Source organism: Methylobacterium komagatae (assembly GCF_042661665.1).
GTDB classification, from domain to species: domain Bacteria; phylum Pseudomonadota; class Alphaproteobacteria; order Rhizobiales; family Beijerinckiaceae; genus Methylobacterium; species Methylobacterium komagatae.
On record NZ_JBHSWN010000001.1, the window covers coordinates 2,465,178 to 2,479,229 of the forward strand.

Here is a 14,052-nt window from a genome sequence, read left to right on the forward strand (position 1 = left end):
GCCGCACCCAGCGGACACGATGGCGGCGCAATCCTCGCGAATGGATGGCGCCGAAGCCGCTCACGGCGTCTCCCGCTGAGGCGGCGGACGACGGAAACGGTCGATCAGTAGGAACGTGCACGTGAATCACGAGGGTAAGTCGCTCGCCAAGCCGGCGGATACCGGCACCTGGGCGAGCATCCGCGAGACCCTGAAGGTCGGTATCCAGGCGCTGCTCATCGCGCTCGTGGTACGCACCCTGCTGTTCCAGCCGTTCAACATCCCGTCCGGATCGCTGGTGCCGACGCTGCTGATCGGCGATTACCTGTTCGTCTCGAAATACTCCTACGGCTACTCGAAGTTCTCGCTGCCCCTGTCGGAATACATTCCGATCCAGGCCAATGGCCGCGTCTGGGCCGCCGATCCGAAGCGTGGCGACATCGCCGTCTTTAAGCTGCCGAAGGACAATTCGACCGATTACATCAAGCGCGTGATTGGCCTGCCGGGCGATAAGATCCAGATGATCGACGGCGTGCTCAACATCAATGGCCAGCCGGTGAAGCGCGAGCGGATCGCCGATTACGAGACCACCGACGCCTATGGCCAGCCGACCAAGGTGCCGCAATACATGGAGACGCTGCCCGGCGGCGTGGCCCATCGCGTCATCGAGCGCGACGGCGACAACGGCTTCTGGGACCGGACCGAACTGTACACCGTCCCAGCAGGCCACTACTTCATGATGGGCGACAACCGCGACAATTCCACCGATTCGCGCGACCTCGCCAATGTCGGCTACGTGCCGTTCGCCAATTTCGTCGGGCGCGCCGAGATGATCTTCTTCTCCATCGATGAAGGCACTCCGGCCTGGCAGATCTGGAACTGGCCCGCGCAGGTGCGCTGGTCGCGCCTGTTCTCGACGATCCATTGAGCACGGACGCGACACCCCTTCCGCGCGTCTCGGCGCGGATCAAGCGGGCGCACAAACCGCGTCCGCCCCTCTCCGAGCTTGAGCAGCGGATCGGCCATGTCTTCACGGACAAGGATCTGCTGACCCGCGCGCTCACGCACACGAGCAAGGCGACGGGCCGCAACGGCTCTTATCAGCGCCTCGAATTCCTCGGTGACCGGGTGCTCGGGCTTGCGGTGGCCGAAGGGCTCTACACTGCTCTGCCGGATGCCGATGAAGGCGATCTCTCCCGCCAGCTCGCAGGCCTCGTGCGCCGGGAAACCTGCGCGGCGGTGGCAACCACATGGGGAATCGGGCCGCACCTGATCCTCGGCCAGGGCGAGGTAATGGGCGGCGGGCGTCGTAACCAGACCATCCTCGCGGATGTGTGTGAGGCGATTCTCGGCGCGGTCTATCTCGATGCCGGCTTCGCCGTCGCCCGTGCGCTCGTGGCGGCGCATTTCCGCCCCGCCGAGATCGGGACCGCCCCCCGTGGACGCGACGCGAAATCCACCCTGCAGGAATGGGCGATGAGCCGCAGCCTGCCGATTCCCATCTACGCCGTCGTGGAGCGCACCGGCCCCGATCACGCCCCGCATTTCCGCATGGCGGTGCAGGTCGAGGGGCTGGAGCCCGGCTTCGGCGAGGGCACCTCGAAGCGCGTGGCCGAGCAGGCTGCCGCCGGTGATCTGCTGGCCCGCGAAGGCATTACGGCGGCGGGCGATGCCGCCGTGGAGACCCCATGACCGACCACGACACCCCGGAGGACGGCCCCGTCGCCCCCTCGACCCTGCCCGGCACGCCGACTGATTCGAGGGCGGGCTTCGTCGCGCTGATCGGCGTGCCGAATGCCGGCAAGTCGACGCTGCTCAACAGCCTCGTCGGCACCAAGGTCTCCATCGTCTCGCGCAAGGTGCAGACGACCCGCGCGCTGGTGCGCGGTATCGTGATTGAGGGATCGTCGCAGATCGTCCTGGTCGACACGCCCGGCATCTTCGCGCCGAAGCGCCGCCTCGACCGGGCGATGGTCCATTCGGCGTGGAGCGGCGCGGCCGATGCCGACGCCGTGTGCCTGCTAGTCGATGCCCGGAAGGGTGCCGACGACGAGGTGAAGGCGATTCTGTCCCGTCTCGGCGATGTTCGCCGCGAGAAGCTGCTGATCCTCAACAAGATCGATCTCATTCCGCGAGAGAAGCTTCTGGCCCTCGCGGCCGAGCTGAATCAGGCTTCGCCTTTCGCTGAGACCTTCATGATCTCCGCACTGAAGGGCGACGGCATCGGCGACCTCCGCAAGGCTCTGGCTTCAAGAATGCCCGCCGGTCCCTGGCTCTATCCGGAGGATCAGGTGTCCGATGCGCCGCTCCGGATGCTCGCGGCCGAGATCACCCGCGAGAAAATCTACGACCGGCTGCACGAGGAACTACCCTACCGCTCCACCGTCGAAACCGACCAGTGGCAGGTGAAGACGGACGGCTCGGTGCGGATCGAGCAGACCATCTTCGTGGAGCGTGAGAGCCAGCGTGCCATCGTGTTGGGCAAGAACGGTCAGACGATCCGCTCCATCGGGCAGGCAGCGCGGATCGAGATCGCCGAGGCGGCCGAAGCGACGGTTCACCTGTTCCTCCATGTGAAGGTACGCGAGAACTGGGCTGACGACCCCGCGCGCTACCGCGAAATGGGTCTGGAATTCCCGCGGGGCTGACCGGCCGCCGCGGCACTGGCCGCGAAGGGGGCGGCCAGTGTATCAGGGAGGCATCCCCCGATTCCCGTTTCGCGAACGCGCCCCAGGGCCCGCGTGCGGGGATCGGCTTTCCCGGTCGTTCGATAGCCCCATCATGTCCCACGCCGTCTACGGCCTGCCGCCCGTCGACCTCGTCGAGGCCCCCGAGGCGGCGCTTCAGGTCTCTCCCGTCATTCCCGGCTCGGTGCGGCTGGAGGATGTCGCGGACGCCTCGCTTGCGGGGGCCACGGTCTATGCGCCGCCCGGTACGATCGAGCGCCGTTACGTCCTCGCCCATGCCATCCGCGCGCTGGAGCCCGGCGCCCGGCTGGTGGTGCTCGCGCCGAAGGATCGCGGCGGGACGCGCCTTGCCAAGGAACTCGCCGCCTTCGGCTGCCCCGCCCACGATCTGCCGAAGCGCCATCATCGCATCTGCACCGGCACCCGCCCGGCAGATCCGGCAGGGCTCGATGAGGCGATCCATGAAGGCGGGCCCCGGCATATCGACAACCTCGCCCTGTGCACGCAGCCGGGCGTCTTCTCCTGGGACAGGCTCGATCCGGGCACGGCCCTGCTGATGGCGCGCCTTCCGCCGCTCAAGGGGCGCGGCGCCGATCTCGGCTGCGGCCTCGGGGTCCTGGCGCGGGCGATCCTGCATTCCGATGCCGTCACCGAGATGACGTTGGTCGATCTCGACCGCCGTGCCATCGAGATGGCCAAACGCAACGTCTCGGATACGCGCGCCAAGATCGTCTGGGGCGATCTTCGCGCGGCGGCGTCTCTGCCCACGGGCCTCGACTTCGCGGTGAGCAATCCTCCCTTCCACGATGGGGGTGCCGAGGATCAAGCTTTGGGCAAGACCTTCATCCAGCGCGCGGCCGATGCTCTGCGGTCCGGCGGGACGCTGTGGCTCGTGGCGAACGCCCACCTTCCCTACGAGGCGACCCTGCGCGAGCGGTTCCGCTCCGTGGAGACCGTCGCGCAGGAGGGCGGGTACAAGGTGTTTGAGGCCAAGCGATGAGCGCGAAGGCCGTCCGGCTGGACAAGCTCCTGGCCAATCTCGGCTACGGCTCCCGCCGGGAGATCCAGGCCCTGGCGCGAATGGGCGAAATTCGCCTCGACGGCGACGAACTCTCGGATGCAGGCGACAGAATCGCCCTCGACCCCGATCTGCCCGAGCGGCTGACCGTCGAGGGCGAGCGTCTCGATCCCCTGCCCGGTCTGTGCCTGATGCTGCACAAGCCGCTGGGTGTCACCTGCTCGCACAAGGAGGCGGGGCCGCTGGTCTACGGCTTGCTGCCGGAACGATGGCGGCGGCGGGAGCCTCCGCTCTCCACGGTCGGTCGGCTCGACAAGGAGACCTCGGGGCTGCTGCTGCTCACCGATGATGGCGCCCTGCTTCACCGGATCATTTCTCCCAAGGCGAATGTCGCCAAGCGGTATCAGGTGACCCTCGCGAGGCCGCTGAACGGCAGCGAAGCGGCGGCGCTCGCATCCGGTACGCTCATGCTCGAAGGCGAGGACAGGTCGCTCTTGCCGGTCGTGATGGAGGCGCAGGACGCGACCCATTGCGCCGTCACCCTGACGGAGGGCCGGTATCATCAGGTCCGGCGGATGTTCGCGGCGCTCGGTAACCATGTGGAAGCCCTGCACCGCGACCGGGTCGGCGGCCTCGACCTGCCCGAGGATCTGCCTGCGGGAGAGATCCGCATCCTCGACGAACAGGCCATCGCCGCGATCTTCGCGGCTGGCTGATCGAGGGGACGAGCGGAGCGGGCTCGGACTTGCCACGCCCCCCTCATTCTGCTAACCGCCCGGCCCATCCCACACGCGGAGACGTCCCCATGACTCAATGGGGCTCATCCGGTGGCCGGCTTCAGCCCGGTCGCATCCCTCCGCGGCGGATTTAACCGGAGACGAAACAGAATGGCCGTCGACTTTTCCATGCGTCAGCTTCTCGAAGCCGGCGCTCACTTCGGACACCAGTCGCACCGCTGGAACCCGAAGATGCAGCCGTACATCTTCGGCACCCGTAACAACATCCACATCATCGACCTCGCGCAGACCGTGCCCGCGATGCACCAGGCGCTCCAGGCCGTGAGCGACACCGTGGCCCGTGGTGGCCGCGTGCTGTTCGTCGGCACCAAGCGTCAGGCCGCCGACACGATCGCCGAGGCCGCCCGCCGTTCGGCCCAGTACTACGTCAACTCCCGCTGGCTCGGCGGCACGCTGACCAACTGGAAGACCATCTCGGGCTCGATCTCGCGCCTTCGGAAGGTCACCGAGACCCTCGAGACCGGCGGCCCGGGCCTGACCAAGAAGGAGCGCCTGATGCTGTCCCGTGAGAAGGACAAGCTCGAGAAGGCGCTCGGCGGCATCAAGGACATGGGCGGCGTGCCGGACCTGCTGTTCGTGATCGACACCAACAAGGAGCAGCTGGCGATCAAGGAGGCGAACCGCCTCGGTATCCCGGTCGCGGCCGTGGTCGACACCAACTGCAACCCCGACGGCATCACCTACGTCGTGCCGGCGAACGACGATGCGGGCCGCGCCATCGCGCTGTACTGCGACCTGATCGCCCGCGCTGCCATCGACGGCATCTCCCGCGCCCAGGGCTCGTCGGGTGTCGATCTCGGCGCCTCCGAGGAGCCGATGGCCGAGGAACTGCCGGCCAACGACGACGTGGCCGTCTCCTCCGACGCCCTCGACCCGGCCGACGTGGCGATGCTCGCCGAGTCGACCGAGCACTTCGAGCTGCTGGCGGCCCCGCGCGGCGCTCCGGACGACCTGACCAAGCTGAACGGCGCCGGTCCGCAGATCGTCCAGAAGCTCAACGATGCCGGCATCTACCACTACTGGCAGATCGCCGCGATGACCCCGGACGAGGTCGCCAAGGTCGATGCCGACCTGAAGCTCAACGGCCGCATCGACCGCGATTCGTGGGTCTCGCAGGCTCGTGGCTTCGTCGAGGCCGCTGCCGCCGCCTGATCGAAGGCACCGTGGATCGGCCGTCATCGGCCGGTCGCACACCTCAGCATACCGGGCCCGGCCGCTCACCCCGAGCGCCGGGCCTCTCTCATCGAACCGCCCTCAACTGCACGAAAGGAACCGGCCATGGCCAACATCACCGCCGCGATGGTGAAGGAGCTGCGCGAGAAGACCGGCGCCGGCATGATGGACTGCAAGGGCGCCCTCGCCGAGACGCAGGGTGACATCGAAGCCGCCATCGACTGGCTGCGCAAGAAGGGTCTGGCCAAGGCCGCCAAGAAGGCCGGTCGCGTCGCTGCCGAAGGCCTCGTGGCCGTCGAGTCCGCCGGTCATCACGCCGCGGTGATCGAGGTGAACTCCGAGACCGACTTCGTCGCCCGCAACGACGGCTTCCAGGCCTTCGCCCGCGAGGCCGCCAAGATCGCCCTCAACACCGATGGCACCCTCGAAGGCCTGCAGAACGCGACCTTCCCCGGCTCGTCCGAGACCGTCTCGGCCCACCTGCAGAGCCTGATCGCCACGATCGGCGAGAACATGACTCTGCGTCGCGTCGCCAAGCTCGACGTGACCAAGGGCGTGATCGCCAGCTACGTCCACAGCCAGATCTCCGAGGGCCTCGGCAAGATCGGCGTCCTCGTGGCGCTTGAGTCCGAAGGCGACGTCGATGCTCTGTCGACCCTCGGTCGCCAGATCGCCATGCACGTCGCCGCCACGAACCCCGTTGCCCTCGACGCCTCGGGCGTCGATGCCGCGACCGTGGAGCGTGAGTCGAACATCCTGCGCGAGAAGAACGCCGGCAAGCCGGACCACGTCCTCGCCAAGATCGTCGAGAGTGGCCTGAAGAGCTACTATAAGGAGGTCACCCTCCTGGAGCAGCCCTTCGTGCACGATGGCTCCAAGACCATCTCGCAGGTTCTCAAGGAAGCCGCCGGCAAGGTCGGCGGCCCGGTGACCCTGAAGGGCTTCGTCCGCTACGCGCTGGGCGAGGGCATCGAGAAGGAAGAGGGCCCGGACTTCGCGACCGAGGTCGCCCAGCAGGCCGGTCGCGCCTGATCCGAACCCGATCCTGCCGGATCATCGAAGAGCCCGCCGGGTGCCCCCCGGCGGGCTCTTCTCGTTTCGGGGCTGTGCGCCGCAGCACAAGGATTTGGGCGCTTCTAGCGTCCACGGTGCGTTCAACCGCCGATGCGCTGATCTCGCGCCGCCCCAATGCGAGGCACGACGTGACGTCGCGATGTGCAAGTTGCGCAAGCAAATGTCATCTACAGGGTAATGAAATTTGAGCTGTATGGCACTTAACGCCAGCAATAATCGGCGGTTTCGGGAGCAATCAGTAACTTACCCGTCTGTGTCACTGTGCCCTCTACGATCCCATTGCTTCGTTAATCCGCGGCGTTGGGTGCTGCGACGCACAGTCGGCGGCGCTGCGCCACGGTAGGGTGAGGCATGTTCTCGAAAAGCATCAGCTACCTCATGATCGGCGCTTTCGCCTCGGGCCTTCTAATGACGGCTCTGGGCGTCATGGACGTCGTCACCGGCCACTAAACGGGCCGCACACCTTCGGGTGCATCTCTCGACCACCGGGCCGTTCGACGGTCCGGTGGTCTTTTGCTGTCAGGGTTTCCCGGTTGGGGAAGCCTGTGCATGTCGTTTCGGGCCTCGACGTCGAGCCGACCTCTGACGTAGAAGCTGCCGCCCGGCGCTTCGGGCTGGCACGAGGAATCGAGATGCCCGGATCGACGCCGTTTCGCCGTGTGCTGGTCAAGCTCTCGGGCGAGGCCCTGGCCGCCCCCGATGGATACTGGCTGCATCCCCCGACCCTGGCCGCCATGGCCGAGGATGTCGCGCGCTCGATCGCCAACGGGCTCGAGATCGCCATCGTCGTCGGCGGCGGCAACATGATCCGTGGCGCGCGCATTTCGGCAGCTGGCTGGATCGACCGGGCGACGGGTGATTCCCTCGGCATGATGGCCACGGTGATGAACTCCCTCGCCATCGAGACCGCGCTCAACGCGGCGGGCGTGCAGGCGCGGACCATGTCGGCCGTCTCCATGCCGACCATCTGCGAGACCTATGCCCGCCAGCCCGCCCTGCACCACCTCGACAAGGGGCAGGTGGTCGTTCTCGCGGGCGGCACTGGCAACCCGTATTTCACCACGGATACCGCCGCCGTCCTGCGCGCCGCCGAGCTGCGCTGCGATGCCGTGCTGAAGGCGACCCAGGTGGATGGGGTCTATTCGGCCGATCCGAAGAAGGACCCGTCCGCCACGCGCTACGACCGTATCACCCATGACGAGGCTATCGCACGCGACCTCAAGGTGATGGACACTGCCGCTTTTGCGCTGGCGCGGGAAAGCAGGTTGTCGATCGTCGTCGGCTCAGTTCACGCGCCGAGTTCCATCGCCGCGATCCTGTCCGGCGAGGCCCCTTCGACCCATGTGGTCCCCTGAGAGGGGGATGCTGCAACCCGGCGTTTGCGGGCGAGAAAAAATTCGTCCATTGAGGCCGCGACCGCGCGCCCTGCGCCGCGCCCCTTTTCCACCATGCCCGTAGGGACCTGACGCCATGGCCACTCCGGAATTCGACCTCAACGACATCAAGCGCCGCATGACCGGCGCCGTGTCCTCCCTGTCCAAGGATCTCGGCTCGCTCCGCACCGGACGGGCGTCTCCCGGCCTGCTCGATCCGATCCAGGTTGATGCATACGGCTCGATGATGCCGATGTCCCAGGTCGCCACGGTGAGCGTGCCTGAGCCGCGCCTGCTCTCCATCTCGGTCTGGGACCGCAGCATGGTAACGGCGGTCGAGAAGGCGATCCGTGAATCCGATCTCGGCCTCAACCCGCAGACGGAAGGGCAGACCATCCGCCTGCGTATCCCTGAGATGAACGAGCAGCGCCGCAAGGAGATGGTGAAGGTCGCGCATAAATACGCGGAGGAAGCCCGGGTCGCCGTGCGCCACGTCCGCCGCGACGGGCTCGACCACCTCAAGAAGCTCCTGAAGGACAGCGCGATCTCCGAGGATGACGAGAAGCGTCAGGCGGGCGACGTGCAGAAGGCCACCGACGCCCATATCGCCGAGATCGACGGCGTGCTCGCGTCGAAGGAGAAGGAAATCATGCAGGTCTGAGGTCGGCGTGACCGTCGTTCCGGCCCAGACTCCTGTGGAGAAGGCGGCTTCGGCCGCCGTTTCCGTTCCGCCCGTGCGCCGCTCGCGACGGGAATTGTGGCTGCGCGTCGCTTCCGCGGTTGTCCTCGCCCCCGCCGTCATCGCTGCCCTGATCTACGGTGGCTGGGCCTTCGCGGCCGTGTGGCTGACCGCCGGCATCGTCGGCTTCGGCGAATGGATCGTCATGAGCCGCGTCGAGCCGCGCGAGGTGCTGATCGCGCTCGGTGCGGCGACGCTGGCCGCCCTGGTCGTGACGCTGCAGGCCGAGGCTCCGGCGCTCGCCTGCTTCGCCGTGCTGGCACTCGGCGCTGCTGCCTGCGCCACCGTCGCGCGGACCACGGCTGGGCGGTGGCGGACGCTCGTCGGCCTTCTTTGTGCGGGTATCATCGCCTCGGTACCCACCGCTCTGCGGGACGATCCGGTCCTGGCCTTGATTGGGCCGATCTGGATGTTCGCGGTGGTCTGGGCCACCGACATCACCGCCTATTTCGTCGGCCGCAAGATCGGTGGGCCGAAGCTGATGCGGGCGATCTCGCCCAACAAGACATGGTCCGGCGCGCTGGGCGGCCTGGCCGGTGCCGTCGCCGCCGGGACGCTGGTGGCCGTGGGCGCCGACCTTCTGGGCTTCACCCTGCCACGCGGCGCCTCGCTGCCCGTCGTGGCCGGAACGAGCGCTGTAGCCTCCGTGCTCAGCCAAGCCGGCGACCTGTTCGAATCGTGGCTGAAGCGCCGTCATGGCGTGAAGGATTCGAGCCGTATCATCCCCGGCCATGGCGGGGTGATGGACAGGCTCGACGGGTTTTTCGCCGTGGCCGTTCTGGCCGGGCTCTATCTCGTCCTGCGTGGGCAGGGCGTGATCGGTTAGGATTCTGGGAGTTTCGCCCGTGGTGCAGACCGTCACCGTATTGGGGGCCACCGGCTCCATCGGCCGCTCCACGGCGGACCTGCTGACGCAGCACGCGGATCGTTTCCGCACCGGCGCGGTGGTCGGCGGGCGCGATGCGGCAGCATTGGCCAAGGTCGCCCGCGAGTTGAACGCAAGCTTCGCGGCCCTGGCCGACGAGGCCGGTGGCCCTGCTCTGGCTGAAGCCCTCGCGGGTTCGGGCATCCCGAGCGGCGGGGGAGGGGGCCGTGATGGAGGCCGTGGCCCGCGATGCCGACATCGTGGTTGCCGCCGTCAGCGGGGCAGCCGGTCTCAAGCCGACCCACGCGGCGCTGCGCCTGGGGCGCACCGTGGCGCTCGCCAACAAGGAAAGCTTGGTCTGCGCGGGCGACGCCTTCATGCGCGATGCCAAGCGCTACGGCGCCACCATCTGGCCGATGGATTCTGAGCACGACGCCCTGGCGCAGGCCCTGCACGGCCGCCCCCTCGACGACGTGCGCACCTTGATGATCACAGCCTCGGGCGGGCCGTTCCGCACTTGGACGCGGGAGCGCATCGCCGCGGCCTCGCCCACCGAGGCCGCCGCCCACCCGACCTGGTCGATGGGCATGAAGATCAACATCGATTCCGCCTCCCTGATGAACAAGGGACTGGAGCTGATCGAGGCTCATCACCTCTTCGGCATCGAGCCGGAGCGGCTCGACGTGGTGGTCCATCCGCAATCGGTCATCCACGGAATGGTCTATTGGATCGACGGTGCGGTGACGGCGGAACTCGCTCTGCCTGACATGCGTGTCCCGATCTCGCATTGCCTCGGGCTGGGCGATCGCCTGTCGATCGAGCGCGGTCGGCCCCTCGACCTCGTGAAGCTCGGCTCACTGACCTTCGAGGCGGCCGACGAGGAGCGTTTCCCCTGCCTGCGCATCGCTCGCGCGGCGCTGGCCGAGGGCGGGGCGGCGCCGACCGTGATGAACGCGGCCAACGAGGTGGCGGTCGCGGCCTTCATCGCGGGGCGGATCGACTTCTACGGCATTGCCGATCTTGTCGAGCGCGCCTGCACGCATTTCGCGCCGGTCTACCCCAAGGCCCCGGCCGATGTGGAAGAGGCGCTGGCCATCGACGCGCATGTCCGCGCCTGGAGCGCAGAGGCGCTGCCGGAGATGCGCGCGGCGGGCTAGACGGCTCCGCCTCTCAACAACGTCAACGAGGTTCGCCCTCAGGTCGGGGGCGTGCCGTTCGACGCCAGCACCTGACCCGCAAGGTAGAGCGAGCCGCAGATCAGGATGCGTGGCGCCCGCTCGAAACTGATATCGCTGACGGTTTCCAGCGCAGCCTCGACGCTCGGTGCGATCCGCGCCGAGAGACCGGCACGCTCAGCGATCTCCGCGACTTCTTCCGGCGGGCGGGCCGCGACCTGATTGGGGATCGGCACCGCGATCAGCGCGCGGGCGAGGCCCACGAAGTGACGGAGGAAGCCGTCCGCATCCTTGGTGCCGAGCAAGCCGACGATCAGGACGAGGGGCGCATCGCTGCGTTCACCGAGGTCGCCCATGGCGGCGGCCAGGATGCGTCCGCCATCCATGTTGTGGCCGCCGTCGAGCCAAAGCTCGGCGCTGTTCGGCACGAGGTCGGCGAGGCGCCCCTTGCCGAGGCGTTGCAGGCGGCCCGGCCATTCGACACCCGTCAGGCCCCGTTCCAGGGCGGCGGTGCCGATATCCCCGAACCCGGCCGCGCGCAGGGCTGCGATGGCGGTGCTGGCGTTGACGAGCTGGTGACGCCCGGCGAGGCGGGGTTTCGGCAGATCGAACAGTTCGGTTTCGTCCTGGTAGACGAGCCGCCCGCGTTCCTCGTGGACTGAAAAGTCCTGGCCGCCGACGATGATCGGTGTCGCCCCGACTCGCTCGGCCTGGCGGCACAGCACCGTGTCGGCCTCGGCGTAATCCTGCGTGGCGATCACTGCGGGGCAGCCCCGCTTGAAGATGCCCGCTTTCTCGGTGGCGACGAGTTCCACCGTGTCGCCGAGATACTCCGCGTGATCGCGGCCGATGGGTGTCACCACGGCGCAGGCGGGCTCATCGATGACGTTGGTGGCATCTACCCGGCCGCCTAGGCCGACTTCGAGGAGCAGCACGTCGGCCGGATGCTCGGAGAAGAGCAGCAGCGCGGCGGCGGTCGTGATCTCGAAGACGGTGATGGGATCTTCGGCATTGGCCGCCTCGCAGCGGCGGAACGCGTCGGCGAGCTTTTCCTCGTCCACGAACCGCCCGCCGCCGATGGCGCCGAGGCGGATGCGCTCGTGGAACCGCACCAGATGCGGCGAGGTGTAGACGTGGGCCGCCAGCCCCCCGGCTTCGAGGATCGCGCGCATGAACGCGATGGTCGATCCCTTGCCGTTTGTCCCGGCGACGTGGATCACCGGCGGCAGGCGCCGCTCGGGGTGGTTCAGTCGCGCGAGAAGCCGTTCGATCCGCCCGAGGGAGAGATCGATCGTCCGGGGATGTAGCGCCAGGAAGCGCGCCAGCAGGGCGTCGGAAGAGTCCATCGACCCTCAGGCCATTTCGGCGGCGGGTGCGGAAGCCGATTCGGCCTGCGCGGGGGCGGGCAGGTTCATCAGAAGACCGCAGAGGGTCGTGATCGTATCCTTCAGTTGATGCCGGTGCACGACCTGATCCACCATGCCGTGCTCGCGCAGGTATTCCGCCCGCTGGAAGCCGTCAGGCAGCTTCTCGCGGATCGTCTGCTCGATGACGCGCGGTCCCGCGAAGCAGATCAACGCCCCCGGCTCGGCGAGGTGGACATCACCCAGCATGGCATAGGAGGCGGTGACGCCGCCCGTGGTCGGGTTTGTCAGCACCACGATGTAGGGCAGGCGCGCGTCGCGCAGGCGCCGCACTGCTACGGTCGTGCGCGGCATCTGCATCAGTGAGAGGATGCCCTCCTGCATCCGCGCGCCGCCGGAGGCCGAGAACAGGACGTAGGGCGTCTTCTTCTCCACCGCCTTCTCAGCGCCGCGCACGAAGGCTTCACCTGCCGCCATGCCGAGAGAACCGGCCATGAAGCCGAATTCCTGCACGGCCAGCGTCATCGGGATCCCGCCGACGCGGCCGAAGCCGATCTTGAACGCGTCCTGCAGGCCGGTCTTGCTGCGAGCGTCCTTCAGGCGGTCGACGTAGCGCTTCTCGTCACGGAACTTCAGGGGATCTGTGGCGACCTCGGGGAGGGCCACGTCGATCCACGTTCCACCGTCGAACATCATCTTGAGGCGCGCGGCGGCGCTCATCTTCAGGTGATGCTCGGAGCCGGGAATGACCCAATGGTTGGCTTCCACCTCCTTGTGGAAGACCATCTGTCCGGTATCAGGGCACTTGACCCAGAGGTTCTCTGGCGTCTCGCGCTTGAACAGCGTCTTGATCCGGGGGCGCACGACCTCCGAGATCCAGTTCATCGGTTCGACCATGCTGAATCGCCCGTGTCGTTCGATGCGGCGGCGGGGCGCCGAATGGAGTGATGGGTTTAAGCCGTAAGGCTGACGGAGCGGACGCCCTCGGCGAGTTCCCGCACCAGGGAGGTCACGGCCTCGACCGTCCCGTTGCCGGCTCGGCCCTCGCTGTCGAGGGAGCGGTGGAGCGCATCGACCAGGGCCGAGCCGACCACCACGCCGTCTGCGCCCTTGGCGATGGCAGCAGCGTGGGCGCCGCTCTTCACGCCGAAGCCGACCACAACCGGAAGATCGGTGTGCTTGCGGATCCGCCCCACCGCCTCGGCCACGCGCCCGAAATCGGGTGTGGCCGTGCCGGTGATGCCGGTGATCGACACGTAGTAGACGAAGCCTGCCGTGTTCGCGAGCACGGCGGGCAGGCGCCGCTCGTCGGTGGTGGGGGTGGCGAGCCGAATGAAGGCGATGCCCTTCGCCAGCGCCGGAAGGCACAGCTCGGAATCCTCCTCCGGCGGACAATCGACCACGATCAGCCCGTCGATCCCGGCCTCGACCGCATCGGCCAGGAATCTGTCGACGCCGTAAGTATGGATCGGGTTGTAGTAACCCATCAGCACGATCGGCGTGGTGTCGTTCTCGGCCCGGAAGCGGCGGACGAGGCCCAGCGTCTTGGCCACGTCCTGGCCCGCCTTCAAGGCGCGCAGGCCTGCCGCCTGGATCGCCGGGCCGTCGGCCATGGGGTCGGTGAAGGGCATGCCGAATTCGAGGATGTCCGCCCCGGCGCCGGGCAGGGCGCGCAGCACTTCCAGCGAGGTCTCCGGGTCGGGGTCGCCACCCATGATGTAGGTAACGAGCACCGCGCGACCCTCGGAACGGGCCTTGGCGAAGGTGATGTCGATGCGGCTCGGCGTGGCAGACGGCATGGGACGGTG

General features: G+C 67.7%; 13 protein-coding genes and 1 pseudogene. 11 read left to right on the forward strand and 3 right to left on the reverse strand.

Annotated features, from left to right (window positions below; all coding sequences use genetic code 11):
* Positions 1-121 precede the first annotated feature (121 nt).
* The 11 genes and pseudogenes from lepB (at position 122) to dxr (ending at position 10,862) form a co-directional block, all read left to right on the forward strand.
* Complete coding sequence (gene lepB, locus ACFQE0_RS12045) at positions 122-907, forward strand: signal peptidase I (RefSeq protein ID WP_378969883.1); 786 nt, start codon at positions 122-124, stop codon at positions 905-907.
* Positions 904-1,671 carry a ribonuclease III gene (gene rnc / locus ACFQE0_RS12050; RefSeq protein ID WP_378969885.1) on the forward strand — a complete coding sequence of 256 codons (768 nt, stop codon included), beginning with the start codon at positions 904-906 and terminating at the stop codon, positions 1,669-1,671. Before lepB ends, rnc begins: the two co-directional genes overlap by 4 nt.
* Entirely contained in the window at positions 1,668-2,627 is a 960-nt protein-coding gene (era, locus tag ACFQE0_RS12055; protein ID WP_378969888.1) for a GTPase Era, read from the forward strand. Before rnc ends, era begins: the two co-directional genes overlap by 4 nt.
* 133 nt (positions 2,628-2,760) lie before the next feature.
* Positions 2,761-3,666, forward strand: coding sequence for a class I SAM-dependent methyltransferase (locus ACFQE0_RS12060; protein WP_378969890.1), 906 nt, complete (start codon positions 2,761-2,763; stop codon positions 3,664-3,666).
* Positions 3,663-4,400 carry a pseudouridine synthase gene (locus ACFQE0_RS12065; protein ID WP_378969892.1) on the forward strand — a complete coding sequence of 246 codons (738 nt, stop codon included), beginning with the start codon at positions 3,663-3,665 and terminating at the stop codon, positions 4,398-4,400. The genes ACFQE0_RS12060 and ACFQE0_RS12065 overlap by 4 nt, the downstream gene beginning before the upstream one ends.
* A gap of 171 nt (positions 4,401-4,571) precedes the next feature.
* Positions 4,572-5,633 (forward strand): 30S ribosomal protein S2, encoded by a 1,062-nt coding sequence (locus ACFQE0_RS12070; protein WP_378969895.1) that lies wholly within the window; start codon positions 4,572-4,574, stop codon positions 5,631-5,633.
* Between the two features lie 126 nt (positions 5,634-5,759).
* Positions 5,760-6,686: a translation elongation factor Ts gene (gene tsf / locus ACFQE0_RS12075; RefSeq protein WP_378969897.1), complete on the forward strand. Its 927-nt coding sequence runs from the start codon at positions 5,760-5,762 to the stop codon at positions 6,684-6,686.
* Between the two features lie 674 nt (positions 6,687-7,360).
* Entirely contained in the window at positions 7,361-8,083 is a 723-nt protein-coding gene (gene pyrH / locus ACFQE0_RS12080; protein ID WP_378969900.1) for a UMP kinase, read from the forward strand.
* Between the two features lie 115 nt (positions 8,084-8,198).
* Complete coding sequence (gene frr / locus ACFQE0_RS12085) at positions 8,199-8,762, forward strand: ribosome recycling factor (protein ID WP_378969902.1); 564 nt, start codon at positions 8,199-8,201, stop codon at positions 8,760-8,762.
* 34 nt (positions 8,763-8,796) lie between these two features.
* Positions 8,797-9,666: a phosphatidate cytidylyltransferase gene (locus tag ACFQE0_RS12090; RefSeq protein WP_378975440.1), complete on the forward strand. Its 870-nt coding sequence runs from the start codon at positions 8,797-8,799 to the stop codon at positions 9,664-9,666.
* Between the two features lie 19 nt (positions 9,667-9,685).
* Positions 9,686-10,862, forward strand: a pseudogene (gene dxr, locus ACFQE0_RS12095) (1-deoxy-D-xylulose-5-phosphate reductoisomerase).
* A 38-nt stretch (positions 10,863-10,900) separates the two neighbouring features.
* Here the strand turns inward: dxr and ACFQE0_RS12100 are convergent.
* From ACFQE0_RS12100 to trpA, 3 genes are read right to left on the reverse strand one after another with little or no spacing between them, the layout of a single operon-like run.
* Positions 10,901-12,226 (reverse strand): bifunctional folylpolyglutamate synthase/dihydrofolate synthase, encoded by a 1,326-nt coding sequence (locus tag ACFQE0_RS12100; protein ID WP_378969905.1) that lies wholly within the window; start codon positions 12,224-12,226, stop codon positions 10,901-10,903.
* Positions 12,227-12,232: 6 nt separating this feature from the next.
* Positions 12,233-13,141, reverse strand: coding sequence for an acetyl-CoA carboxylase, carboxyltransferase subunit beta (accD, locus tag ACFQE0_RS12105; RefSeq protein ID WP_378969907.1), 909 nt, complete (start codon positions 13,139-13,141; stop codon positions 12,233-12,235).
* 56 nt (positions 13,142-13,197) lie between these two features.
* A complete protein-coding gene (trpA, locus tag ACFQE0_RS12110; RefSeq protein WP_378969909.1) occupies positions 13,198-14,043 on the reverse strand; it encodes a tryptophan synthase subunit alpha in 846 nt (281 codons plus the stop codon).
* Between the last annotated feature and the right edge of the window lie 9 nt (positions 14,044-14,052).

Excerpts from the sequence above, each read along its gene's own strand:
- ACFQE0_RS12070 (WP_378969895.1), top strand. The coding sequence starts at position 4,572 with ATGGCCGTCGACTTTTCCATGCGTCAGCTTCTCGAAGCCGGCGCTCAC.
- tsf (WP_378969897.1), top strand. The coding sequence starts at position 5,760 with ATGGCCAACATCACCGCCGCGATGGTGAAGGAGCTGCGCGAGAAGACC.
- ACFQE0_RS12060 (WP_378969890.1), top strand. The coding sequence starts at position 2,761 with ATGTCCCACGCCGTCTACGGCCTGCCGCCCGTCGACCTCGTCGAGGCC.
- era (WP_378969888.1), top strand. The coding sequence starts at position 1,668 with ATGACCGACCACGACACCCCGGAGGACGGCCCCGTCGCCCCCTCGACC.
- pyrH (WP_378969900.1), top strand. The coding sequence starts at position 7,361 with ATGCCCGGATCGACGCCGTTTCGCCGTGTGCTGGTCAAGCTCTCGGGC.
- ACFQE0_RS12100 (WP_378969905.1), bottom strand. The coding sequence starts at position 12,226 with ATGGACTCTTCCGACGCCCTGCTGGCGCGCTTCCTGGCGCTACATCCC.
- trpA (WP_378969909.1), bottom strand. The coding sequence starts at position 14,043 with ATGCCGTCTGCCACGCCGAGCCGCATCGACATCACCTTCGCCAAGGCC.
- ACFQE0_RS12065 (WP_378969892.1), top strand. The coding sequence starts at position 3,663 with ATGAGCGCGAAGGCCGTCCGGCTGGACAAGCTCCTGGCCAATCTCGGC.
- frr (WP_378969902.1), top strand. The coding sequence starts at position 8,199 with ATGGCCACTCCGGAATTCGACCTCAACGACATCAAGCGCCGCATGACC.
- accD (WP_378969907.1), bottom strand. The coding sequence starts at position 13,141 with ATGGTCGAACCGATGAACTGGATCTCGGAGGTCGTGCGCCCCCGGATC.